General features: G+C 70.8%; 26 protein-coding genes and 1 tRNA gene. 19 read left to right on the top strand and 8 right to left on the bottom strand.

All coding sequences use genetic code 11. The features are described from left to right. Positions 1–39 precede the first annotated feature (39 nt). The 15 genes from argH (at position 40) to ACFZA2_RS00800 (ending at position 14217) form a co-directional block, all read left to right on the top strand. Positions 40–1470 carry an argininosuccinate lyase gene (gene argH, locus ACFZA2_RS00870; RefSeq protein WP_363392531.1) on the top strand — a complete coding sequence of 477 codons (1431 nt, stop codon included), beginning with the start codon at positions 40–42 and terminating at the stop codon, positions 1468–1470. A 51-nt stretch (positions 1471–1521) separates the two neighbouring features. Then, a complete protein-coding gene (locus ACFZA2_RS00865; protein WP_315993057.1) occupies positions 1522–2169 on the top strand; it encodes a SatD family protein in 648 nt (215 codons plus the stop codon). Beyond that, positions 2166–2873 carry a hypothetical protein gene (locus ACFZA2_RS00860; protein ID WP_391399395.1) on the top strand — a complete coding sequence of 236 codons (708 nt, stop codon included), beginning with the start codon at positions 2166–2168 and terminating at the stop codon, positions 2871–2873. Before ACFZA2_RS00865 ends, ACFZA2_RS00860 begins: the two co-directional genes overlap by 4 nt. Before the next feature lie 60 nt (positions 2874–2933). Then, positions 2934–3842: a DUF2510 domain-containing protein gene (locus ACFZA2_RS00855; RefSeq protein ID WP_391399392.1), complete on the top strand. Its 909-nt coding sequence runs from the start codon at positions 2934–2936 to the stop codon at positions 3840–3842. Between the two features lie 160 nt (positions 3843–4002). Next, entirely contained in the window at positions 4003–5316 is a 1314-nt protein-coding gene (gene tyrS, locus ACFZA2_RS00850) for a tyrosine--tRNA ligase (RefSeq protein WP_391399389.1), read from the top strand. A gap of 1 nt (position 5317) precedes the next feature. Next, positions 5318–6109 (top strand): DUF4184 family protein, encoded by a 792-nt coding sequence (locus tag ACFZA2_RS00845; protein ID WP_391399386.1) that lies wholly within the window; start codon positions 5318–5320, stop codon positions 6107–6109. A 228-nt stretch (positions 6110–6337) separates the two neighbouring features. Further along, positions 6338–7240 carry a ParA family protein gene (locus ACFZA2_RS00840; RefSeq protein ID WP_315993052.1) on the top strand — a complete coding sequence of 301 codons (903 nt, stop codon included), beginning with the start codon at positions 6338–6340 and terminating at the stop codon, positions 7238–7240. 184 nt (positions 7241–7424) lie between these two features. After that, a complete protein-coding gene (locus tag ACFZA2_RS00835) occupies positions 7425–8186 on the top strand; it encodes a segregation and condensation protein A (RefSeq protein WP_391401464.1) in 762 nt (253 codons plus the stop codon). Next, on the top strand, positions 8176–8838 hold the full coding sequence (scpB, locus tag ACFZA2_RS00830; protein ID WP_391399382.1) for an SMC-Scp complex subunit ScpB: 663 nt from the start codon (positions 8176–8178) through the stop codon (positions 8836–8838). Before ACFZA2_RS00835 ends, scpB begins: the two co-directional genes overlap by 11 nt. Continuing rightward, positions 8835–9632 (top strand): pseudouridine synthase, encoded by a 798-nt coding sequence (locus ACFZA2_RS00825; RefSeq protein ID WP_391399379.1) that lies wholly within the window; start codon positions 8835–8837, stop codon positions 9630–9632. Before scpB ends, ACFZA2_RS00825 begins: the two co-directional genes overlap by 4 nt. 55 nt (positions 9633–9687) lie before the next feature. Then, the gene (locus ACFZA2_RS00820) at positions 9688–10821 is read left to right on the top strand and encodes a prephenate dehydrogenase (RefSeq protein WP_391399376.1); all 1134 of its coding nucleotides are present in this window, start codon (positions 9688–9690) and stop codon (positions 10819–10821) included. Then, a complete protein-coding gene (gene cmk, locus ACFZA2_RS00815; protein ID WP_391399373.1) occupies positions 10814–11551 on the top strand; it encodes a (d)CMP kinase in 738 nt (245 codons plus the stop codon). Before ACFZA2_RS00820 ends, cmk begins: the two co-directional genes overlap by 8 nt. Next, complete coding sequence (gene der / locus ACFZA2_RS00810) at positions 11541–13067, top strand: ribosome biogenesis GTPase Der (RefSeq protein WP_391399370.1); 1527 nt, start codon at positions 11541–11543, stop codon at positions 13065–13067. Before cmk ends, der begins: the two co-directional genes overlap by 11 nt. Before the next feature lie 153 nt (positions 13068–13220). Beyond that, positions 13221–13658 carry a DUF805 domain-containing protein gene (locus ACFZA2_RS00805; RefSeq protein WP_391399367.1) on the top strand — a complete coding sequence of 146 codons (438 nt, stop codon included), beginning with the start codon at positions 13221–13223 and terminating at the stop codon, positions 13656–13658. Between the two features lie 115 nt (positions 13659–13773). Continuing rightward, entirely contained in the window at positions 13774–14217 is a 444-nt protein-coding gene (locus ACFZA2_RS00800; RefSeq protein ID WP_391399365.1) for a DUF805 domain-containing protein, read from the top strand. A 148-nt stretch (positions 14218–14365) separates the two neighbouring features. Here the strand turns inward: ACFZA2_RS00800 and ACFZA2_RS00795 are convergent, their stop codons facing one another. Then, complete coding sequence (locus ACFZA2_RS00795) at positions 14366–14779, bottom strand: GNAT family N-acetyltransferase (RefSeq protein ID WP_391399362.1); 414 nt, start codon at positions 14777–14779, stop codon at positions 14366–14368. Between the two features lie 80 nt (positions 14780–14859). Between ACFZA2_RS00795 and ACFZA2_RS00790 the strand changes: the two genes are divergently transcribed. Then, positions 14860–15762 (top strand): NUDIX domain-containing protein, encoded by a 903-nt coding sequence (locus tag ACFZA2_RS00790; protein WP_391399359.1) that lies wholly within the window; start codon positions 14860–14862, stop codon positions 15760–15762. A 121-nt stretch (positions 15763–15883) separates the two neighbouring features. On the opposite strand, the gene ACFZA2_RS00785 is transcribed toward ACFZA2_RS00790, so the two are convergent. Both ACFZA2_RS00785 and ACFZA2_RS00780 read right to left on the bottom strand, forming a co-directional pair. Beyond that, on the bottom strand, positions 15884–16267 hold the full coding sequence (locus tag ACFZA2_RS00785; protein ID WP_391399357.1) for an RNA-binding S4 domain-containing protein: 384 nt from the start codon (positions 16265–16267) through the stop codon (positions 15884–15886). Positions 16268–16309: 42 nt separating this feature from the next. Continuing rightward, a complete protein-coding gene (locus tag ACFZA2_RS00780; RefSeq protein ID WP_391399354.1) occupies positions 16310–16888 on the bottom strand; it encodes a GNAT family N-acetyltransferase in 579 nt (192 codons plus the stop codon). 139 nt (positions 16889–17027) lie between these two features. Between ACFZA2_RS00780 and ACFZA2_RS00775 the strand changes: the two genes are divergently transcribed. Further along, positions 17028–17101, top strand: a tRNA-Pro gene (locus tag ACFZA2_RS00775). A gap of 148 nt (positions 17102–17249) precedes the next feature. Here ACFZA2_RS00775 and ACFZA2_RS00770 read toward each other — a convergent pair. The 5 genes from ACFZA2_RS00770 to ACFZA2_RS00750 all read right to left on the bottom strand — a co-directional run bounded on the left by ACFZA2_RS00770 (position 17250) and on the right by ACFZA2_RS00750 (position 19169). Continuing rightward, positions 17250–17624, bottom strand: coding sequence for a hypothetical protein (locus ACFZA2_RS00770; protein ID WP_391399351.1), 375 nt, complete (start codon positions 17622–17624; stop codon positions 17250–17252). A gap of 108 nt (positions 17625–17732) precedes the next feature. Beyond that, positions 17733–18074: a hypothetical protein gene (locus tag ACFZA2_RS00765; protein ID WP_391399348.1), complete on the bottom strand. Its 342-nt coding sequence runs from the start codon at positions 18072–18074 to the stop codon at positions 17733–17735. A 91-nt stretch (positions 18075–18165) separates the two neighbouring features. After that, entirely contained in the window at positions 18166–18312 is a 147-nt protein-coding gene (locus ACFZA2_RS00760) for a hypothetical protein (RefSeq protein ID WP_315993029.1), read from the bottom strand. Between the two features lie 320 nt (positions 18313–18632). Then, on the bottom strand, positions 18633–18878 hold the full coding sequence (locus tag ACFZA2_RS00755; protein ID WP_315993028.1) for an alternative tryptophan synthase beta-subunit: 246 nt from the start codon (positions 18876–18878) through the stop codon (positions 18633–18635). 102 nt (positions 18879–18980) lie between these two features. Continuing rightward, a complete protein-coding gene (locus tag ACFZA2_RS00750; RefSeq protein WP_363578867.1) occupies positions 18981–19169 on the bottom strand; it encodes an alternative tryptophan synthase beta-subunit in 189 nt (62 codons plus the stop codon). Positions 19170–19330: 161 nt separating this feature from the next. Here ACFZA2_RS00750 and ACFZA2_RS00745 point away from each other — a divergent pair, with 161 nt between their 5' ends. Together ACFZA2_RS00745 and ACFZA2_RS00740 are read left to right on the top strand one after the other, a co-directional pair. Continuing rightward, complete coding sequence (locus ACFZA2_RS00745) at positions 19331–19678, top strand: YnfA family protein (protein WP_391399343.1); 348 nt, start codon at positions 19331–19333, stop codon at positions 19676–19678. 328 nt (positions 19679–20006) lie between these two features. Beyond that, the gene (locus tag ACFZA2_RS00740; RefSeq protein ID WP_391399340.1) at positions 20007–20402 is read left to right on the top strand and encodes a ribonuclease inhibitor; all 396 of its coding nucleotides are present in this window, start codon (positions 20007–20009) and stop codon (positions 20400–20402) included. Positions 20403–20478: the final 76 nt, after the last annotated feature.

The following is a 20478-nucleotide window of genomic DNA, read 5'->3' as shown; positions in this document are numbered from 1 at the left end:
GGCTCGGGGGATGTCGGTCGCCCTCGGTAGGCTGGGGGGATGAGCAGCGAGACCGGTCAGGCGACGAACGAGGGGGCCCTGTGGGGTGCCCGTTTCTCGGGCGGACCGTCTCCCGAACTGGCGGCGCTGAGCCGCTCCACCCATTTCGACTGGGATCTCGCCCTCTACGACATCCAGGGCTCGCACGCCCACACGGCGGCGCTCGAGGCGGCCGGCTACCTCGACGCCGACGAGGCGCGGGCCATGCACGACGGCCTCGACGAGCTCGCCGCCCGCGTGAAAGACGGCTCCCTCGTCGCATCGCCCGGTGATGAAGACGTGCACGGGGCGCTCGAGCGGGTGCTGATCGAGACGGTCGGACCCGCCCTGGGCGGCAAGCTGCGGGCCGGTCGCAGCCGCAACGATCAGATCGCGACCCTCGTCCGGCTCTACCTGCTCGACCACTCCCGCACCCTGACCCGCGAACTGCTCCGTCTCATCGACGCCCTCGTCGCTCAGGCCGAGGCCAACGGCTCCGCGATCATGCCCGGGCGCACGCACCTGCAGCACGCGCAGCCCGTCCTGCTCGCCCACCACCTGCAGGCCTACGGCTGGGCCTTCGTCCGCGGCATCGAGCGGCTGCGCGACTGGTCGGTGCGCGCGTCGGTCTCGCCCTACGGCGGAGGGGCGCTCGCCGGGGCCACTCTGGGGCTCGACCCGCAGCTCGTCGCCGACCATCTGGGCCTGGCCCGCCCGTCGGAGAACTCCCTCGACGGCACCGCGTCGCGCGACGTCGTGGCCGAGTTCGCCTTCATCACCGCGATGATCGGCGTCGACCTGTCGCGTCTCTCCGAAGACGTCATCCTGTGGAACACGCGGGAGTTCGGCTTCGTCACGCTCGACGACGCGTATTCGACCGGTTCGAGCATCATGCCGCAGAAGAAGAACCCCGACATCGCCGAGCTCGCGCGCGGCAAGGCGGGGCGTCTGATCGGCAACCTGTCGGGCCTGCTCGCGACCCTCAAGGGTCTTCCGCTGGCCTACAACCGCGACCTGCAGGAAGACAAAGAGCCCGTCTTCGACTCGGTGCGCACCCTCGAGCTCGTGCTCCCGGCGTTCTCGGGCATGATCGCGACGTTGCGCTTCCACGCCGACCGGATGGCCGAGCTCGCCCCGCAGGGGTTCTCCCTCGCGACCGATGTGGCGGAGTGGCTCGTGCGCCAGGGTGTGGCGTTCCGCGACGCCCACGAGATCTCCGGCGCCCTCGTCCGTGCGTGCGAGGAGCGCGAGATCGGCCTGGAAGACGCCGACGACGAGCTGTTGGCCTCGGTGTCTCCGGCCCTGACCCCGGCCGTCCGCGAGGTCCTGACCATCGACGGGTCGGTGGCCAGCCGCACCGGCGTCGGCGGCACCTCACCGGTGCGCGTGGGCGAGCAGCGCGAAGAGCTCGTCACGCGCGCCCAGTCCGCCGCGCGCTCGCTCGTGTCGTGAGTATCAGCTTTTCGCTTATCAAAAGTGGTTTATAAGCGTTAGGCTTATCGCATGAGCGTTGCCGTCATCGCGGACATCGTCGCCTCGCGACGACTGGCCGACCGCGCGGGAGCGCAGCGCGCGATCGCCGACGCCGTCGCCGGGGTCGAGAAGGTGCTCCCGGTCGCAACGGCACCTCTCGCCGCGGTGGTCGGAGACGAACTGCAGGGGGAGTACCCCTCGCTGTCGGCGGCCCTCGCATCGCTCCTGTTGCTGCGTCTCGCCCTTCCCGAGGGCGTCGACTGCCGATTCGGGGTCGGGGTCGGCGAGGTGCGACCCATCGCCCTGCAGGGCCGGGAAGTTCCCGAGGGGCCGGCCTGGTGGGCGGCCCGCGCCGCGATCGAGCAGGTCGAGCGGCTGCAGCAGCGCGCCGCGCCGCTCGCGCGCACGTGGATCGAGCCGGCGGAGGGAGAGGATGCCGCCATGACCGAGACCATCGCTCTGGCCACCGCGTACGCCCTGAGTCGCGACCAGTCCGTATCGGCCATGAGCGAGCGCGCCCGCCGCCTCACCTACGGCCGCTGTCTCGGACGATCGCAGCGCGAGCTCGCCGAGCAGGAGGGGATCAGCCAGTCGGCGGTGTCGCAGGCGCTCGCCTCAGCGGGGTCGGCCGCCATCGTCGAGGGGTACGACGTGCTGGTCGCGGGGGCGCGCGCATGATCGCCGCCGGGCTCCTGCTGCTCGCGGTGGGCGGGGTCGACCTGCTGCGGCGGATGATCCGCTCCCGTCGCTGGATCGTCTTCTCCGTGGCGGCGGTGCTGCTCGTCGTCGTCTCGGCCGGGCTCGACGCCGTGGTCGCCGGTGTCCTCGCCGTCGCCGTCGCTGCCATCTGGACGCGGGTGCTGCCTGAGACGGGCGCCGCGCGCGCGGGTCTCTGGCCGGTCGCGCTGCTGGGGCTGGCGGCCGCCGCGTGCGTCGTGATCGCTCCCGGCCGCGCGCGCCCGGGTCTCATCGGCGCGGCCTGGTCCGCCTACCGCCCCGGTGAGGCGGTCTCGATCGACGTGGTTCTGCTCGTGGTGGGCTGCCTCGTCTTCCTGCTCGAGTCGGGCAACGCCGTCGTGCGCATCGCGCTGCGCTCCGAGATGGGCGGGGCGGCAGGCGACGAGCAGTCCCCTCCCACCCTCAAGGGTGGTCGTCTCATCGGCCCCCTCGAACGCATCCTCGTGTTCGTGCTCACCCTCGCGGGCGCCTACACGCTGCTCGCGGCCGTGCTGGCCGCGAAGGGCATCGTGCGCTTCCCCGAGATCTCGCGCGATCGAGACGACGGCGACCGCGCCGAGTACTTCCTGATCGGCAGCCTCGTCAGCTGGGTGACCTCGCTCGCCGCGGCATTCCTCGTCTGGTGGGGTGTGAACGCCGGGTGAGCAACCGCTCGCGCGGGCGACGGCGTGCGGTTAGGGTCGAGCGATGCGAGGGGGGACGCGATGACCGCTGAGCCGGGATGGTATGACGCCGGGACGCCGGGGAAGCTGCGCTGGTGGGACGGGGCGCAGTGGACAGCGCACGAGGCCCCCGTTCCCGAGGGCCGGGCTCTCGAGGAGGCGCGGCCGTCCATGGTGGCCGAGGATCGGCATCCGCAGTCCTCCGCCGGCGAGGCGGACGGGCCGCGGTCCGGGTGGTACACGACCCGGTCGGAGGTCGTGCGCTGGTGGGACGGGAAAGTCTGGTCCGGCTCGCGCATCCGGAGAGGCCGGGTCGGCGTCGACTGGGCCGTCACCGAATCGCCCGCTGTCGCGTGGACGATGGGAGCGGTCTTCCTCTCGCTCGCGGTCCTGCAGGGGACGTTCGCCGCGACGGCCGGCAGCTGGCCGTTCTCCGCGGTGACGACGCTGCTGCTCGGTGCGCTGTTCCTCGCGATGGCTGCGCAGACCACGGCGGTGCGGCGCACCCCCGCACCTCAGGGCGACCCCCTCGACCCGGATGCCGTGCGGCCGCTGCCCGGGGTGGTGGAGGGCCCCGGAGCGGGGTGGTATCCGATCTCCCGCACGATGAGCCGGTGGTGGACGGGGACGCGGTGGACCGCGTACACGCTGAGCCGGTGGGGCATCCGTCCGACGTTCCACGCGGAAGCGGCCCTGCAGACGCTCGCGATCGTCGCCATCCTCGTCGCCGTCCTCGCGGTCGCGGCCGTGATCACGGGGATCGTGACGCTGGTGCTCGCCGCGGGCGGGAGCGACATCACCGCGATCGTCCGGGGGTGGATGCTCGCCGGGGGCGGGGTCGTCTTCGCCGCTCTGGTGGGCGTCATCCTGGCGATGACCCGCACGCAGACGCGCCTGCTCCTGCTGCCGAGCGAGCCGCCGTCCGTCGCGACGTCTCCGCTTCAGGGCTGAGCGCTCCCGGGTGTCGCGCATCGCGGCGCCCCGCCCGCGCTCCGGCACCCTCGGCCCGAGGACGCCGTCGACAGCCATCCGCGCCCCCAGCGTGCGTGTCCGTCGGTGGAACCGGACCCCGGCATCCGGCGCCCGGCGAGCCCGCTGGTAGCCTGAACCGGTGTCTGCCTCCACCGATGCGGCGCCCGTGAGCGCCCTCGCACCCGCCAACGATCCGACGTTCGACAACGTCTGGGACGAGCTGCTGTGGCGCGGCCTGGTCCACGTCTCCACCGACCAGGACGAGCTGCGCGAACTGTTGTCGGGGGAGCCAATCGTCTTCTATTGCGGTTTCGACCCGACCGCGCCGAGCCTGCACCTCGGCAACCTCGTGCAGCTGCTCACCATGCGCCGTCTGCAGCTCGCCGGCCACCGCCCCCTCGGACTCGTGGGCGGCTCCACCGGGCTCGTGGGCGACCCGCGTCCCACGGCCGAGCGCACGCTCAACACGCGCGAGACCGTCGCCGAGTGGGTGGCGAGCCTACGCGCCCAGGTCGAGCGCTTCCTGAGCTTCGAGGGCGACAACGCCGCGCGCATCGTCAACAACCTCGACTGGACCGCCCCCCTCAGCGCGATCGATTTCCTGCGCGAGATCGGCAAGCACTTCCGCGTCGGCACGATGCTGAAGAAGGATGCCGTGAGCGCGCGCCTGAACTCCGAGGCGGGCATCAGCTACACCGAGTTCAGCTACCAGATCCTCCAGGGCATGGATTACCTCGAGCTGCACCGGCAGTACGGCTGCGTGCTGCAGACCGGTGGCAGCGACCAGTGGGGCAACCTCACCAGCGGCACCGACCTCGTGCGCAAGGTCGAGGGCGCCTCGGTGCACGCCATCGGCACGCCGCTCATCACCAACAGCGACGGCACGAAGTTCGGCAAGAGCGAGGGCAACGCCATCTGGCTGGATGCCGAGATGTGCAGCCCGTGGGTGATGTACCAGTTCTGGCTCAACACCGACGATCGCGACGTGATCGAGCGGCTCAAGGTGTTCACGTTCCTCTCGCGTGCCGAGATCGACGAGTACGCCCGTCTGGTCGAGGACGAGCCCTTCCGTCGCGCCGCGCAGAAGCGTCTCGCGCGCGAGGTCGTCACGACCGTGCACGGGCAGGAGGTCACCGACAAGGTCATCGCAGCGGCGGACGCCTTGTTCGGCCAGGGAGTTCTGCAGGATTTGGATCCCAAGGTCCTCAGCACTGCCCTCAAGGAGCTTCCAAACGCCAAGATCGCGCGCGGCCGAACAATTGTCGAGGCGCTACTAGAGACCAAGCTGTCGGGCAGTCTCAGCGACGCTCGTCGCGCGATCGCGCAGGGCGGTGTCTCGCTGGATGGGGTCAAAGTGATGAGCGATGATGTGATCGTAGAAGGGACGCTCCCGGGCGGGGTGTCGGTGCTGCGGCGCGGTAAGAAGACCCTCGCGGGACTCTTCCTCAGCTGACATGCCGTTCACGCCGAGCCACGCCGTCGTCGCACTGCCCTTCGTGCGCACGCGGCTGGTCCCGGCGGCGATCGCGATCGGGGCGATGACCCCCGACCTGCCGCTGTTCGTGCGCGGGATGTGGCCCGACTACGGCCTCACCCACGACTTCGCCTGGCTGCCGGTGACGGTCGTCGTCGCCTTCGTCCTGCTGCTCGTGTGGCGGTGCGCGCTGCGCCCCGCGACGCGCGAGCTGCTGCCGCGGCCGATGGCCGAGCGGTTGCCGGCGCAATGGGATGCGGATGCCCGCGCGGGGATGCGCGAGAGCGTCGCCGGGGGAGCCCTCGGCATCCTCTGGCTCGTCCTCTCGCTCGCGCTCGGCGTCGCCTCGCACATCGCCTGGGACCTCTTCACCCACGAGGGGCGCACGGGGGAGGAAGTGCTCCCCGCCCTCGCGGAGCGCTGGGGCCCCTTCTCGGTGACGAAGTGGCTGCAGTACGGGTCGGGGGTGTTCGGGCTGGCCGTACTGGGGATCTTCGCGCTGGTGTGGCTGTCACGGCATGCGCCCCAGCCCGTACGGAGGGTGCTTCCGGATGCCGCCCGCTGGGCGTGGTGGCTCTCGCTCCCGGTTCTGCTGGTCGTGGCATCCCTCGTGGCGCTGGGGGCGAACGGCGGGTTCGGCGAGGAGTACACCACCACCCACCTCATCTACGGTGTGCTGACCAAGGTCGCCGCCGCGTGGGCCGCGCTGACGGTGGCCCTGGCGCTGTTCGTGCAGGCGCGTCGCGCGCGGGTGGCCGTCCGCGCGGGGTAGCCGCGCTCGGAGCCCTCGGTGGGGAGATGGCTGAGCTTGTCGAAGTCACCGGGCGACCGTGCGCGGGGTGGTGGCGCCTCGGAAAGCGATGGGCAGCGGGGCCCGGTCCCTTCGACAGGCTCAGGGACCTCGGCTGCGTGGTTCGGAACCTCGGTTGCACGGTTCGGGGGCGCCGCCCGCGGGTCACACCGGGTGGGAGAGCGGGCGGCGGTTAGACTCGGAACCGTTATGACGAAGGCGGGAGACTCGGTGTCGGCGAGCACGAAGGGCACGAAGACGGGCGCGGACGAGGTCATCCTCGGACCCACCGGACGCCCCTACCAGGGGTTCCCCACCCCGAAGCCGCTCGACGGACACGGTCCCGCCCGCATCATCGCGCTCTGCAACCAGAAGGGCGGCGTCGGCAAGACGACGACGACCATCAACCTCGCGGCCTCCCTCGCGGGCTACGGCCGTCGCGTCCTCGCGATCGACTTCGACCCGCAGGGCGCGCTGTCGGCGGGTCTCGGCATCCAGACGCACGACGTGCCGACCATCTACGACCTGCTGCTGGACACCAAGCGCGACCCGCGCGAGGTCATCGTGCACACCCGCGTCGAGGGTCTCGACGTGATCCCGGCCAACATCGACCTGTCGGCGGCCGAGGTGCATCTGGTCAACGAGGTCGCCCGCGAGACGATCCTGGCCCGCGTGCTGCGCAAGGTCGCGGCCGACTACGACGTGATCCTCGTCGACTGCCAGCCCTCGCTCGGTCTGCTCACCGTCAACGCCCTCACCGCGGCGCACGGCGTGCTCATCCCGCTCGAGTGCGAGTTCTTCGCCCTGCGCGGTGTCGCACTGCTGGTCGAGACCATCGATAAGGTGCGCGACCGCCTCAACCCGGCGATCGAGCTCGACGGGGTGCTCGCGACGATGTACGACCCCCGCACCCTCCACTCGCGCGAGGTGCTCGAGCGGGTGGTCGAGGCGTTCGGCGACGACGTGCTCGAGACGGTGATCGGTCGCACGGTGAAGTTCCCCGACGCGTCGGTCTCGGGCATGCCGATCACGGAGTTCGCCCCCGAACACGCCGCCGCACAGGCCTACCTGCGGCTGGCGCGGGAGCTGGTCGCCCGTGGCGCCGTCGCCTGACGACATTCCCACGGGCAGCCCCGTCGCGGTGCGGCCGGGTCCCGAGCCTGCGGAAGGCGCCGACGCCGAGAGTCCCGGTGGCTCCGACGGGCTCAGCCACCTCGCGACCGGCGACCCCCTCCCTGCTGAGGTCCCTGAGCCTGTCGATGGGACCGGGACCGACGCTGCCGGTTTCCGCGTTTCCCTGCCCGACTTCGACGGACCCTTCGACCTGCTGCTGACGCTCATCTCGCGCGCCGAGCTCGACGTGACCGAGGTGGCCCTCAGCCGGGTGACCGACGAATTCATCGCCTATCTGCGCGCCCTCGGCCCCGACGCCGACCTCGATGAGGCATCGGAGTTCCTCGTCGTCGCCGCCACCCTGCTCGACATGAAGATCGCCGGACTGCTCCCGCAGGGAGAGCTCGTGGATGCCGAATCGGTGGCGCTGCTGGAGGCCCGCGACCTGCTCTTCGCGCGTCTGCTGCAGTATCGCGCGTTCAAGGAGGTCTCGGCCTGGTTCGCGCGCTGCCTCCAGCGTGAGGACAAGAGGCACACGCGTGCCGTGCGCCTCGACGAGAAGTATCGCAGCGCCGTCCCCGAGCTGAAGTGGACCCTCACCGCCGACGACTTCGCGGCGCTGGCCGTCGTCGCCCTCGCCCCGAAGCAGATCCCGACCGTGGGACTCGATCACCTGCACGCCCCGCTTGTCAGCATCCGCGAGCAGGCCGCGATCGTCGTCACGCTGCTGCGCTCGGCGGGCACGCTGAACTTCCGGGATCTTGTCGCAGGTGTCACCGAGACGGGGGTCGTCGTCGCGCGCTTCCTGTCGATCCTCGAGCTCTACCGCCACGCCGCCCTGTCGTTCGAGCAGCTGGAGCCCCTCGGCGAGCTGACGCTGCGCTGGACCGCCGAACGGTGGTCCGAAGAGAACCTCGCCGCCCTCGGAGCCGACTATGACCGCTGATCCCATGACTCCGCCCGCGGCGCAGGAAGCGCCTGCGGGGCCCCCGACCGCCGAGACCGCGCCCGCGCCATCTCCCGCGCCGCGGTCGGCCGACCCGGCATCCGTCGCTCGTCGCCTCGAGGCGATTCTGCTCGTGCTCGAGGAGCCGCAGAGTCTCGTGAGCCTCGCCGCCGCGGTCGGCGCTCCGGTTCCGGCCGTCCGCCAGGCGGTCGAGGCGCTCGTCGCCGACTACGACGGCGAGACCGGGGGACCGCGCCGCGGGTTCGAGCTGCGCGAAGTCGGGGGCGGATGGCGCCTGTACGTGCGCGAGGAGTACGACGACGTCGTGGGGGAGTTCGTCAACACGCAAGCGCCGTCGCGACTGTCGCAGGCGGCGCTCGAGACCCTGGCCGTCATCGCGTACAAGCAGCCCGTCACGCGCGGGCAGGTGGCATCCATCCGCGCCGTCAACGTCGACTCGGTCGTGCGCACCCTGCTCGCCCGCGGACTGATCACCGAGGTGTTCACCGACCCCGACACGGGGGCGATCCACTACGGCACGACCAATCAGCTGCTGATCAACCTCGGCATCAACTCGCTCGACGAGCTGCCGCACATCTCGCCGTTGCTCGACGACGGCTCGGACGGATTCGACGGAGAGGTATTGAAATGAGCGACGCTTCGACAGGCTCGACGACCGGGGGCGCAGGCTCGGCGGGTGAAGAGGGCGTGCGTCTGCAGAAGGTGCTGGCCAACCGGGGAGTGGCGTCGCGCCGCGTCGCCGAGCAGATGATCGTCGAGGGGCGCGTGCGCGTGAACGGCCTCGTCGTCACCGAGCTGGGCCGCCGCATCCATCCCGAGACCGACCTCGTCGACGTCGACGGCACCGCCATCCAGCTCGACGAGTCGAAGCGCTACGTCATCCTCAACAAGCCCACCGGGGTCGTGAGCTCGATGAGCGACGACCGCGGTCGCCCCGACCTGCGTCGGTACACGAAGGACTGGGACGAGCGGTTGTACAACGTCGGACGACTGGATGCCGACACGAGCGGCCTGCTCGTACTGACCAACGACGGCGACCTCGCCCACGTGCTCGCGCACCCCTCGTTCGGGGTGACCAAGGTCTACATCGCGAAGGTCGAGGGGCAGGTGCTGCCGCAGACCATCCAGCGCCTGCTGAAGGGCGTGGAGCTCGAAGACGGACGCATCGCCGCCGACAAGGCGCGCCTCCTGGACGCCTCGCGGGGGGAGAGCCTGGTGGAGCTGACCCTCCACTCGGGCAAGAACCGCATCGTGCGCCGCATGATGGCCGAGGTCGGTCATCCGGTCGTCGAGCTGGTGCGGCGGCAGTTCGGACCTCTTCACCTGGGAACACTCCCGGTGGGCAAGGCGCGCGAGTTGACTACAGTAGAACGTGGTGCCCTGCTCACGCTGTCTCGTCGAGACGGCGACGCTCCGGTGGAGTGAGCCTCCCGGGCGTCTCGCGGTGCGTGCGGCACCGCCCAGGGCAGCAGGAGACCCGATGAGCGAATCGAACGAGGCGTCCGCGCGCGCGGCGGGGCCTTTGGCGACCCGCACGAGCGGCACGGTCCGCGTCGTGGGCTCCGGTCTCCTCGGCGCGAGCATAGGCCACGCACTGACCGCGCGCGGGGTCGACGTGGTCCTCGTCGACGCGTCGCCCTCCCAGCTGCGGCTGGCGATCGATTACGGCGCCGGTCGCGCGGAGCGCCCCGACGACGCCCCCTCGCTGATCGTCGTGGCGGTACCGCCCGACGTCACGGCCGACGTCGTCGAGCGCGAGCTCGCCCGATACCCGGATGCCGTGGTCACCGACGTCGCGAGCGTGAAGCTCGAGCCCCTGCGCACTCTGCGGGGACGCGGGGTCGACCTGACCCACTACATCGGCTCCCACCCCATGGCGGGGCGGGAGCGCGGGGGAGCCATCTCGGCGCGCGCCGACATCTTCGTGGGCCGCCCGTGGGTGGTCTGCCGCGACGGCGAGACCTCGGCGCACGATCTGTCTCTCGTCGAGGGCCTGGCTCTCGACCTCGGCGCGACGCTCCTCGAGATGACGCCCGAGGAGCACGACGAGTCCGTCGCGCTCATGTCGCACGTGCCACAGCTCGTCGCGAGCCTGCTCGCCGGACGCTTCGTGGAGGCGCCCGACGGCTCCCTCCGTCTCGCCGGCCAGGGCGTGCGCGACACGACGCGCATCGCTGCATCCGCTCCCGAACTCTGGGTGCAGATCCTCGGCGCGAACGCCGCCCCCGTGGTCGACGTGCTCGATCGGCTCGCCTCCGATCTCACCGACGTGGCCGACGCCCTGCGCGATCCCGATGTGCCCGGTGCCCGCCGGACGGTGGCCGACACCATCCGCCGCGGCAACGAGGGCGTCGAACGCCTGCCGGGCAAGCACGGGCAGAACCGCCGCTTCGATACCTTCGTCGTCATGGTCGACGACACCTCCGGACAGCTGGGCCGCCTCTTCGGCGAGCTCGGAGACCTCGACGTCAACGTCGAAGACCTGCGCCTCGAGCACTCGCCCGGTGCCCCGTTCGGCCTCGCCGAGATCAGCGTCGTGCCCGACGCGGTCCGTCGAGCCGTCGACGGGCTCCAGCAGCGCGGATGGCGGATTGCGAGCACCACCCATGACTGAGTCCCTCCTCAAGCCCGCCTTCGGCGCCCCGGCCGAGGGGTCGGCGTCCGCGGTGCCCGTCGTCGTCGCGATCGACGGCCCCGCCGGCAGCGGCAAGTCGAGCGTGTCGAAGGCCGCGGCCGCGCGCCTCGGCTACGGCTTCCTCGACACCGGCGCCGCCTACCGCGCCCTCGCGTGGCACGCGCTCGAACACGGGGTCGACACCTCCGACGCCACCGCGGTGCTCGAGGTGTTCGGCGACTTCGACTACGCCATCTCGCTCGACACCACCGACCGGTGGGTGCGCGTCGGGTCCACCGACGTCACGGCCGCGATCCGGGAGCCCCGGGTCACCGACGCGGTGAGCGGGGTGGCGCGCGTCGCCCCCGTGCGGCACGCGGTGAACGAGCTGTTCCGTCGGCTCGTGGCATCCGCGGGTCTTCCCGGCGTGGTGGTCGAGGGGCGCGACATCACGACGGTCGTGTACCCCGACGCGACCGTGCGCATCCTGCTGACCGCGGCCCCCGAGGTGCGGGCGGCCCGACGCAGCAAAGAGCTCACCTCGCAGGACGCCGCGGCCGTCGCCGCGGCTCTGCACAAGCGGGATGCCGCTGATTCCACGGTCGTCGACTTCCTCACCGCCGCGCCCGGCGTCGAGGTCGTCGACTCGACCCACCTCGATTTCGCACAGACCGTCGACGCCGTGTTGAGCGTCGTCGAGAACACGATGGGAGCCCGCGATGGGCGTTGAAGAAGACGAATACGAAGGCGGGCCCGACCAGCTCGCCGAGAAGATGCAGAACCTCGACGAGGCGCTCGCCGAGCAGCGAGCCGAAGCGCTGCGTGCGGGCCTCGCCGACTTCGACCTCGACGAGGACGACGCCGAACTGCTCGCGGGGCTGGCCTCGGGCGACGGCGAGATCGAGTTCCTGCCCGCACTGCCGGTCGTCGCGATCGTCGGTCGGCCGAACGTCGGCAAGTCGGCGCTCGTGAACCGCATCCTCGGTCGCCGTGAGGCGGTCGTGGAAGACACCCCCGGTGTCACGCGCGACCGAGTCACGTACAAGGCCGAGTGGCTCGACCGCCGCTTCTCGCTGGTCGACACCGGCGGGTGGGAGCCCGACGCCAAGGGCATCGACCGCTCCGTCGCCGCCCAGGCCGAGGTCGCGATCGACCTCGCCGACGTCGTGCTGTTCGTGGTGGATGCCACGGTGGGGGCGACCTCGACCGACGAGCACGTCGTGAAGCTCCTGCGCAAGAGCAAGAAGCCCGTCTTCCTCATCGCCAACAAGGTCGACGACGCCCGCCAGGAGCCCGAGGCCACGGCCCTGTGGAACCTCGGCCTCGGCGAGCCGCACCCGGTCTCCGCCATCCACGGTCGCGGCGTCGCCGACCTGCTCGACGAGCTCATGAAGGTGCTGCCCGAGGTCTCGGCGGTCGCGAAGTACGAGATCGGCGGACCGCGCCGCGTCGCGATCCTCGGTCGCCCGAACGTCGGCAAGTCGTCGCTGCTGAACAAGGCCGCGGGCGAGGAGCGCGTCGTCGTCAACGAGCTCGCGGGCACCACCCGCGACCCCGTCGACGAGGTCGTCGAGCTCGGCGGCAAGCTCTGGACGCTGGTGGACACCGCCGGCATCCGCCGCCGCGTGCACCTGTCGCAGGGCGCCGACTTCTACGCCTCTCTCCGCACCTCGACCGCGCTGGAGAAGTCCGAGGTCGCCGTCGTCGTGCTCGACGTGTCGCAGCCCATCAGCGTGCAGGACCTCAACATCATCGACCTCGTGCTCGAGTCAGGTCGTGCTCTCGTGCTGGCGTTCAACAAGTGGGACCGCCTGAACGACGACGACATGGAGAACCAGGACCGTCGCCGCTACCTCGAGCGCGAGATCGAGCAGGACCTCGCGCACGTCGCGTGGGCTCCGCGCGTGAACATCTCGGCCCGCACCGGCCGTCACCTCGACAAGCTCGTGCCGGCCCTCGAGCAGGCGCTGGAGTCGTGGGACACCCGCATCCCCACCGGCAAGTTCAACGCGTTCCTCTCGGAGCTCGTCGCCGAGCACCCGCATCCGCTGCGCGGCGGAAAGCAGCCCCGCATCCTGTTCGGGACGCAGGCGGCGACGCGTCCGCCGACATTCGTGCTGTTCACGACCGGGTTCCTCGACCCGGGCTACCGCCGGTTCATCCAGCGGCGCCTGCGCGAGATCTACGGCTTCGAGGGCACGCCGATCGTGCTGAACATGCGTATCCGCGAGAAGCGCCAGCGCTGAGCCGCGCGTCCGACGCCCCGGTCCCCGTCTACGGGGGTCGGGGCGTTCGCGTCGCCGCGGATGCAAGGGCCCGCGGCCGCGAGCCGGGTGCCGATACAGTGCACGGGCGACGGCGGGGGCCGTGGCATCCCTGATCCCTCCCGGAGGCGCGCCATGACCGCGATCGCACCACCCCTCGACCAGCCCTACTACGGCGCGCCGCTTCGCGCTGCCGTCAGGCGGTTCTTCGCGAAGTACGCGACCTTCCGCGGACGGGCGAGTCGCAGCGAGTACTGGTGGTGGGTCCTGACCGGGGCCGTCGTGGGCACCGTGCTGAACGCGCTGCCGACGCTGACCGACGGCGTGAGGATCGAGGCCGACGGCTCGACGACCATCACGGGACCGCACGGGGTGATCCTCTCGCTGATCTGGATCGTCTGGGCGCTCGGGACGATCGTGCCGACACTGGCCGTGCTCGTGCGCCGCCTCCACGACACCGGGCGGAGCGGCCTGTGGGTGCTCGTCGGGATCGTGCCCCTCATCGGCATCCTGGTGCTCCTCGTCTTCACGGTGCAGGGGCCGCGGACGGAGGGCGCACGCTTCGACGTCTGAGTCGACACGGAGCGTCGTTCTCGCACGGCGGGTGTGCGCTCTCGATACAGTGCACGAACGGGGGCGATCGGCCGCCGCGTCGCGAATCATCCGTCATCGTGTCAGGGGGACACACATGTCACACACGCAGAGCACCGCTCCGCTTTCTCAGCCGCTCTACGGAGCCTCTTTCGGCGCCGCCGTGCAGCGATTCTTCAAGAAGTACGCGACCTTCCGCGGTCGCGCCAGCCGCAGCGAGTTCTGGTGGTGGATCCTCGCGAACGCGCTGGTCTCCATCGTGCTCAGCGTGCTCGCGCTCCTCACCGGCGGACCGGCGGTCGACGAATACGGACAGACCGCCGCGCCGTCGGGTCTCGGCTTCGTCTTCTACGTGATCCTGCTGCTGTGGGGCCTCGCGACGTTCGTGCCGCATCTCGCGCTCATCGTGCGCCGTCTGCACGACACCAACCGCAGCGGGTTCTGGATCTTCATCGCGTTCGTTCCGCTCGTCGGCGGCATCATCCTCTTCGTCTTCGAGCTGCTGCCCAGCGATCCGCGCGGAGCGCGATTCGACGCCTGATCTCGATACCGAACGTCCCGGCCCCCATGGGGGTCGGGACGTTCGCGTGTGCGGGGAGGATGGATGCCGCCGGCGCTGCGCTCGGCATCCGCTCGCGCGTGGCGTCGGTGGGCCCCTGCCAGTCCACCGCGCCGTCTCGGGGTCGCTGTCAGACGGACGCCGCCGGACGCACGAGGGCGGTCTGGTCGGGCTCGACGAAACCGTACTTCCGGTACAGGCCGTGCGCGTCGCTGGTGAAGAGCGTCCAGCGGAAATGCGGGCCCGGACCCTCGTCGATCATCAGCGACACGAGGCCCCGGCCGATGCCGTGGCCCCGGTGCCCCTCGACGACGAAGACGTCGGCAAGGTAGCCGAACGCGATGCCGTCGGAGATCGCCCGTGCGAAGCCGACGAGCTCGCCGGTGTCGCGGCGATAGGCGGCGACGAGGCGCCACGCGCTGTCGAGCTGGGCTTCTACGTCGGCGCGGGTGCGCCACCGGGCCCAGTAGGCCTCGGTGCTCAGCCACTGCCAGACCGCGTCACGGTCGATGCGCCGGGGGTCGTCGTCGAATTCGTACTCCACCCGTCAAGTGTGGCGCGTTCCGCGGCGGGATATGACGCACGGCGGCGCTCCCACCCGACGGCTGTGCCAGGCTGGACGGGATGACGATCGAGCCTCCCGCCCCGGGCGAACCGCGGCGACCGCACGGGCCGCGCGACCCCGGCGACGCGTGGGTCGTCGCGCCCACGGGCGAGAAGTACTGGGGACGTTTCGGCGCCGCCGGCCTGCTCGCCCTCGACCCCGAGCGCGGCGTGCTGCTGCAGCACCGGGTCTCGTGGAGCCACTTCGGCGGCACCTGGGCGCTGCCCGGTGGAGCGCGTCACGAGGGGGAGTCCGCTCGCGACGGTGCCCTACGCGAGTCGACGGAAGAGGCCGGTGTGCCCGTGGATGCCGTGCGCGCGCGCTTCGAGAGCGTCCTCGATCTGGGTATCTGGTCGTACTCCACCCTCGTCGCCGACGTCACGACGCCCTTCGAGCCGGTCATCAGCGACCCCGAGAGCGTGGCCCTCGAGTGGGTCGCGGTCGATCGGGTGACGGACCTTCCGCTGCACCCCGGATTCGCCGCGGCCTGGCCGGCGCTGCGCGCAGCGCTGGGCTCTCGTCCGGCGATCGTGGTCGACGTGGCCAACGTCATGGGGTCGGTCCCCGATGGCTGGTGGAAGGATCGCGCGGGAGCCGCGACCCGCCTCGTCACGAAGCTCTCCCGTCTCGCCGAGCAGGGGGTGGATGCCGACCTCCTCGGCCTCTCCGCCACGCGTTGGTTCCCGCGGGTGGTCGCCGTGCTGGAGGGACAGTCTCGGGCGGCCGAGCCGGTGGCTCCGGCCCTCGAGGTGCGCCGCGCCCCGGGTGAGGGTGATGACGAGATCGTCGAGGCCGTGCGCGGGCTCGTGGGGGCGTTCGATCCCGTCGTGGTGGTGACCGGCGACCGCGAGCTCGCGGCCCGCGTCGAGGCTCTCGGCGCGACCGTGCGCGGCGCACGCTGGGCGCTGGATCAGCTGGGCTGACGGCGCTTCCGCCCGGCGGGGACTCCCTTGCCGGCGAGGTGGCTGATCTTGTCGAAGCCACCGGTCCCCGCGACCGGCGCAACGACCGGACGCAGCCCCGCGTGGTGCGACGCCGGCGGGTTCAGTCGAGCTCGCGGCCGCGCAGCTTCTCGATCTCGCGGCGGTCGCGCTTCGTGGGGCGTCCCGCGCCGCGGTCGCGGACGGGGACGAACGGCATGCTCTCCTTCGACGGGGGCGGGGGAGTGCGGTCGTCGACCGACTCGGCCACCAGAGCGGCACCGACGCGCTTCGCGATGGTCTTCTTCACGACGAGGATGCGATCGAACCCCTGGACGCGCACGCGCAATTCGTCGCCCGGCCGCACCGGCTGAGCCGCCTTCGCCCGTTCGCCGTTAACGCGCACGTGTCCGGCGCGACACGCCGTGGTCGCGGCCGACCGCGTCTTGTAGACGCGCACCGCCCACAGCCACGCGTCGACGCGAGCGGTGGTCGCGGCATCCGTCATCTCAGGTCCTTCGTCGGCGAATCTCCATCGTAAGACGGGCGGTCAGTCGCGGAGGGTGAGGGAGACCAGGGCGCGGTCGGGCTTGGGGCGGTCGACGATGTCGAAGCCGGCATCCTGGAAGACCGCCACCGTGCCGCGGAACAGCTGATCAGCCGAGCGCTTCTCGACCGACGGATCGAGGGGGTAGCCCTCGACGACGCGGGCACCGCCCTCACGGGCGAAGGTCACCGCGGCATCCAGGAGGGCACGGGTGAGGCCGGTACCCCGGTGCTGCTTCCGCACCACGAAGCACGACACGGCCCACACGTCGTCGGCGTCGAGAGGCTCCACGGTCGCGGTCTTGACGTCGAGCGTGCGGGCGAGGCGCGGCTGCGCGAGACGCGGACCGATGCGGACCCACCCGGCCGGCTCGCCGTCGACGTAGGCGATGAGGCCGGGCGCCCTTTCGCTCCGCGTCTCGGCGCGGAACCGCTCCGTCAACTGGCTGCGCGATTCGTCGTTGAATTGCGCGTTGGTGAGCAGCCACCACTGGCACTGACAGCCGGGGCCGTCGCCGCTGCCGAGGGCCGTCTCGGCGTCGTCGAAGCGGTCACCGGTGGCGGGCAGGATCTCGATCGTCATGTCGCGACGCTAGCGAGGGGGTCCGACATCGACAAGGGCATCCCGCCGTTCGACGCGGCGCCACACGCCCGGGGTGGGCGCTGGTTCGCGACGGTGTCGGGGAGGGGCTAATATAGGGGAGTTGCCCGCTCGCGGGTAACGGGATGTGGCGCAGCTTGGTAGCGCACTTGACTGGGGGTCAAGGGGTCGCAGGTTCAAATCCTGTCATCCCGACGGAAAAGGGTCGGAATCCTGCGGGATTCCGGCCCTTCGTCGTCTCTCCCCCCGGGGGGGGGGGGGGGGGCTCACGGCTGTCCTCGCGGGCCGCATCGCCGTGGCCGCGCCCCGACCACGGCGACCCGCGCAAAATGCCCTCGCCGTCTCAGCCCGCGTGCCGCCCGCTGTCGCGGTCCCACTCGAGCGACTTCCACTGAAGGAAGGTGCAGAGGTTGCTGGCGATCACGTACTCGGCGGCGAGGCTCGTGATGTCGTGGATCGACATGGACAGACTCTCTGGCTGCTCGCTGAGGGTCAGTTCCCACATCGGGTCGTCGTAGCTGCGCGGTCGCATGTGGATGGATGCCGACGCGTTGCGCAGGCGCAGGATGACGAGCCCCGTGTCGTCCTCGCCGTCGTCCTCCTGAGGGGCGACCGAGATCGAACCCGCGATGCAGTGCTCCTCGCTTTCGAACTCCGCGACCCATGCTTCGAGCTGTTCGCGGGAGCGGCGGGGCGGCGAGTCCTCGAGCGATTCCATACCGGCAGTCTCGCATCCGAGGTCGAGCAGCGCGCACACTTTGCGCGTGTACCTCGGACGTCGGACGCGGGGCTCCGAGCTACGGTGACACGTCCGCCGCGGGGGAGATCAGACGGCTTCCGCCGTCGCGGCATCCGTTCGCTTCTGCAGGTATTTGCAGAGCTTGCCCGTGGTGAACAGCTCCTCGCCGAGGGCGATCAGGTCTCCGCCGGTCAGCGGGAACTCCCCGGAACGTTCGGTCAGGGTCGCGGTCCAGGTGCGCTCGCAGTCGACGTTGAGGTAGATCGACGCCGGGCCGTGGTTGAGGTGGACGGCGACGATGCCCGAGTCGGCGTGCTCGGCGTCGTCCTGCGGGAGGACGTGAACGGTCGCATGGGCGACGCGGTCGTGCTGCTCGTAGTCGGCGACCCACTGCGAGATCTCGTCGAATGCGGGGCGAGTGCACGTCATCCGCCAAGGCTATACGGAATACGACGCACGTCGGCGGGGTCGCATAGATGCGCAGGCACCGCGAGAGCACGGTCTCTGAAGAGGTCGTGCCTCAGCGGTCCGAGTGACCGGCCGCCTGAAGGAACTGCACCATCGAGTGGTTGTACGGGCTGCGGAACCGCCGCTTCGCGCGGATCATCGTGTAGCCCTGAGCGCGCAGAGCGAGAGCGTTCGTGACGCTCAATCGCTGCTTCGGCACGGGTTCCCACCCTCCCGGCAGTCGATAGGCGTGCGTGATCGTCTGCGACCCTGGCATCGGCATTGCCCCCTTGAATGCAGTGGACCGATTCAAGCGACTTTACCTGCCGGTGGGGCAATCGCTTTCCGCTCGCACTACCGGGATTCGCCGGAGCTCCGGTTCGATCGGCCTTCCCCGTCGGGCCGTCCCCGGAATCCGGGCGCGGAGTTGGGGGCGCACGACGAGGACGCGGATGCCGCGAGGTCGGCCGCCGCGCTCGATGCCCGCGAGACGATACGCACGGCATCCGCGTCCTCACCCCTCAGGGGGAGGCTGTGTGGTCAGGCCGCGGACGACCCCGACGGGCGGATGTCGGCGTCGGACCACGGGGCGGCGCCGGCCGGCTGCTGGGTGTAATGCGAGAGCGACAGCTCTTTCGAGTTGCCCCACCCGCGTCGAGCCCGGACGAGGGTGTACCCCTCGTCACGCAGCGCGTGGGCGGTCTCGGCGGTGAGGGGGCGGTGGGGGAGCGTCTCCCATCCGCCGGGCATGCGATAGGCGTGGGTCACGGTGCGAGGGCGAGTCATTTCCACTCCAGAACTCGAGCTTTCGAGGGCGCTGCACCATTGGAGCGGGGGAGGACGACGTTACGCGTCGTCGGTGGGGGTGTCTGTCCCCTCTTCGGAGGGTCAGCGTGTCGGCGGATACTGCCGCAGCGAGATCTCACGCGTGTCGAACAAGCCGCGACGCGCGCGTACCAGCATGATCCCCTGGTCGCGCAACGCGGCGGCTCGTTCCGGCGTGAGGGGCTCGTGGGGGGCCTTCTGCCAGCCGCCCGCGAGTGTGTAGATGTGTGTCAAGGTGCGAGGTCGAGTCATCATCACCCCCTGCGGGGAATGTAGCCCTCGGAGATAGGTTCTGGCCGAGAATTTTCCTCTCCGTAATGCGCGCGTGGACGACCGTAACCCCGGCGTCTCCGGACCGTCTTCCGGACGGATGCGGCAGCGTGCCGTGGGTGGGTCGCGGCCATAATGGCCCGATGGTCACCGCCCGCATCGTCGTGCTCTTCGCTCTCGCCGCCATCGCCGAGATCGGCGGTGCCTGGCTCATCTGGCAGGCGGTGCGCGAGAACCGGGGCTGGTGGCTGGCGCTGCTCGGGATCGTCGCGCTCGGCGCGTACGGCTTCATCGCGGCGCTGCAGCCGGACGCGCACTTCGGGCGCGTCCTCGCCGCCTACGGCGGGGTGTTCGTCGCGGGTTCTCTCGCCTGGGGCATCGTCGTCGACGGCTTCCGTCCCACGGTGTGGGACTACGTCGGCTCGGCCGTCGCTCTCGTGGGGGCGGGGATCATCGTGCTCGCGCCCACCTCGGCCGGGGCGCCGGAGTGACGGCATCCGGTTCGGGATCCGGTGGGCGGGATCAATCCCTTAGAGCGTCGAGTAGTTAGCTAGACGAGATATCTGTGGATTGTCAAGCACCCCGCGGCGATGCGCCCGTGCGGGCACACTCGAGGCATGCAGTTCGACACCACGCCCCACGAGGGCCTCGCCGACGACTTCTCCGCCCCCGAGACCGCGCGCCCCTTCGGCTCGTACCTCTCGGTCATCAACGGCGGAGACTGATCGTCCCGCGGCCCGCCAGGGCCACTCACGACAGGACCGGATGCCGACAGGCTCCGGTCCTTCGTCGTGATCCCGCGGAAGGAGGGCGGATGCCATGACCGCACGGATCATCGAGATCGACGGATCGCGGGTGCACGGCATCCCGTCGCTGTACGCGGAGCTGGACCGCGTCTTCATGCCGGACGAGCCCTGGACCCTCGGCGAGAGCCTCGACGCGTTGGACGATCTGCTGTACGGCGGGTTCGGGGTCCTGCACGGCTCGGAACCGGTGCGCGTGCTGTGGCGCGACGCGGAGGCGGCGCGAGCGGCGCTCGGGGTGGAGACGACCCTCGCCTACCTGCGGCGCAAGCTCGAGCGTCCGGACGTCTATGCGGTCGCGCCGGCGCGACGTGCCCTCGACGAGCTCGAGGCCGGACGCGGCGAGACGTACTTCGACCTCGTCGTCGGGGTGTTCCGCGATCACGCGAACATCGAGCTCGTGTTCGCCTGAGGGCCCCTGTCGACGTCCCGGTGGACCGAGCGCCGTGCCGTGTGCAGCGTTACGCTCGGGGCCCGGGATGCGTCAC

This window comes from Microbacterium sp. NPDC007973 (assembly GCF_042958465.1).
GTDB lineage: Bacteria > Actinomycetota > Actinomycetes > Actinomycetales > Microbacteriaceae > Microbacterium > Microbacterium galbum.
Note: the sequence above shows the minus strand (reverse complement) of the source record. Positions and strands in the feature narration are given on the sequence as shown.

Bases quoted from the DNA above. Each gene is read 5' to 3' on its own strand.
- ACFZA2_RS00780 (WP_391399354.1), bottom strand. From the start codon at position 16,888: ATGACGATCGAGATCCTGCCCGCCACCGGTGACCGCTTCGACGACGCC.
- ACFZA2_RS00770 (WP_391399351.1), bottom strand. From the start codon at position 17,624: ATGGAATCGCTCGAGGACTCGCCGCCCCGCCGCTCCCGCGAACAGCTC.
- ACFZA2_RS00825 (WP_391399379.1), top strand. From the start codon at position 8,835: ATGAGCGACGCTTCGACAGGCTCGACGACCGGGGGCGCAGGCTCGGCG.
- ACFZA2_RS00740 (WP_391399340.1), top strand. From the start codon at position 20,007: ATGACCGCACGGATCATCGAGATCGACGGATCGCGGGTGCACGGCATC.
- scpB (WP_391399382.1), top strand. From the start codon at position 8,176: ATGACCGCTGATCCCATGACTCCGCCCGCGGCGCAGGAAGCGCCTGCG.
- ACFZA2_RS00845 (WP_391399386.1), top strand. From the start codon at position 5,318: ATGCCGTTCACGCCGAGCCACGCCGTCGTCGCACTGCCCTTCGTGCGC.
- ACFZA2_RS00785 (WP_391399357.1), bottom strand. From the start codon at position 16,267: ATGACGGATGCCGCGACCACCGCTCGCGTCGACGCGTGGCTGTGGGCG.
- ACFZA2_RS00805 (WP_391399367.1), top strand. From the start codon at position 13,221: ATGACCGCGATCGCACCACCCCTCGACCAGCCCTACTACGGCGCGCCG.
- der (WP_391399370.1), top strand. From the start codon at position 11,541: ATGGGCGTTGAAGAAGACGAATACGAAGGCGGGCCCGACCAGCTCGCC.
- ACFZA2_RS00820 (WP_391399376.1), top strand. From the start codon at position 9,688: ATGAGCGAATCGAACGAGGCGTCCGCGCGCGCGGCGGGGCCTTTGGCG.
- cmk (WP_391399373.1), top strand. From the start codon at position 10,814: ATGACTGAGTCCCTCCTCAAGCCCGCCTTCGGCGCCCCGGCCGAGGGG.
- ACFZA2_RS00865 (WP_315993057.1), top strand. From the start codon at position 1,522: ATGAGCGTTGCCGTCATCGCGGACATCGTCGCCTCGCGACGACTGGCC.
- ACFZA2_RS00800 (WP_391399365.1), top strand. From the start codon at position 13,774: ATGTCACACACGCAGAGCACCGCTCCGCTTTCTCAGCCGCTCTACGGA.
- ACFZA2_RS00860 (WP_391399395.1), top strand. From the start codon at position 2,166: ATGATCGCCGCCGGGCTCCTGCTGCTCGCGGTGGGCGGGGTCGACCTG.
- ACFZA2_RS00765 (WP_391399348.1), bottom strand. From the start codon at position 18,074: ATGACGTGCACTCGCCCCGCATTCGACGAGATCTCGCAGTGGGTCGCC.
- argH (WP_363392531.1), top strand. From the start codon at position 40: ATGAGCAGCGAGACCGGTCAGGCGACGAACGAGGGGGCCCTGTGGGGT.
- ACFZA2_RS00750 (WP_363578867.1), bottom strand. From the start codon at position 19,169: ATGACTCGACCTCGCACCTTGACACACATCTACACACTCGCGGGCGGC.
- ACFZA2_RS00745 (WP_391399343.1), top strand. From the start codon at position 19,331: ATGGTCACCGCCCGCATCGTCGTGCTCTTCGCTCTCGCCGCCATCGCC.
- ACFZA2_RS00755 (WP_315993028.1), bottom strand. From the start codon at position 18,878: ATGACTCGCCCTCGCACCGTGACCCACGCCTATCGCATGCCCGGCGGA.
- ACFZA2_RS00840 (WP_315993052.1), top strand. From the start codon at position 6,338: ATGACGAAGGCGGGAGACTCGGTGTCGGCGAGCACGAAGGGCACGAAG.
- ACFZA2_RS00855 (WP_391399392.1), top strand. From the start codon at position 2,934: ATGACCGCTGAGCCGGGATGGTATGACGCCGGGACGCCGGGGAAGCTG.
- ACFZA2_RS00790 (WP_391399359.1), top strand. From the start codon at position 14,860: ATGACGATCGAGCCTCCCGCCCCGGGCGAACCGCGGCGACCGCACGGG.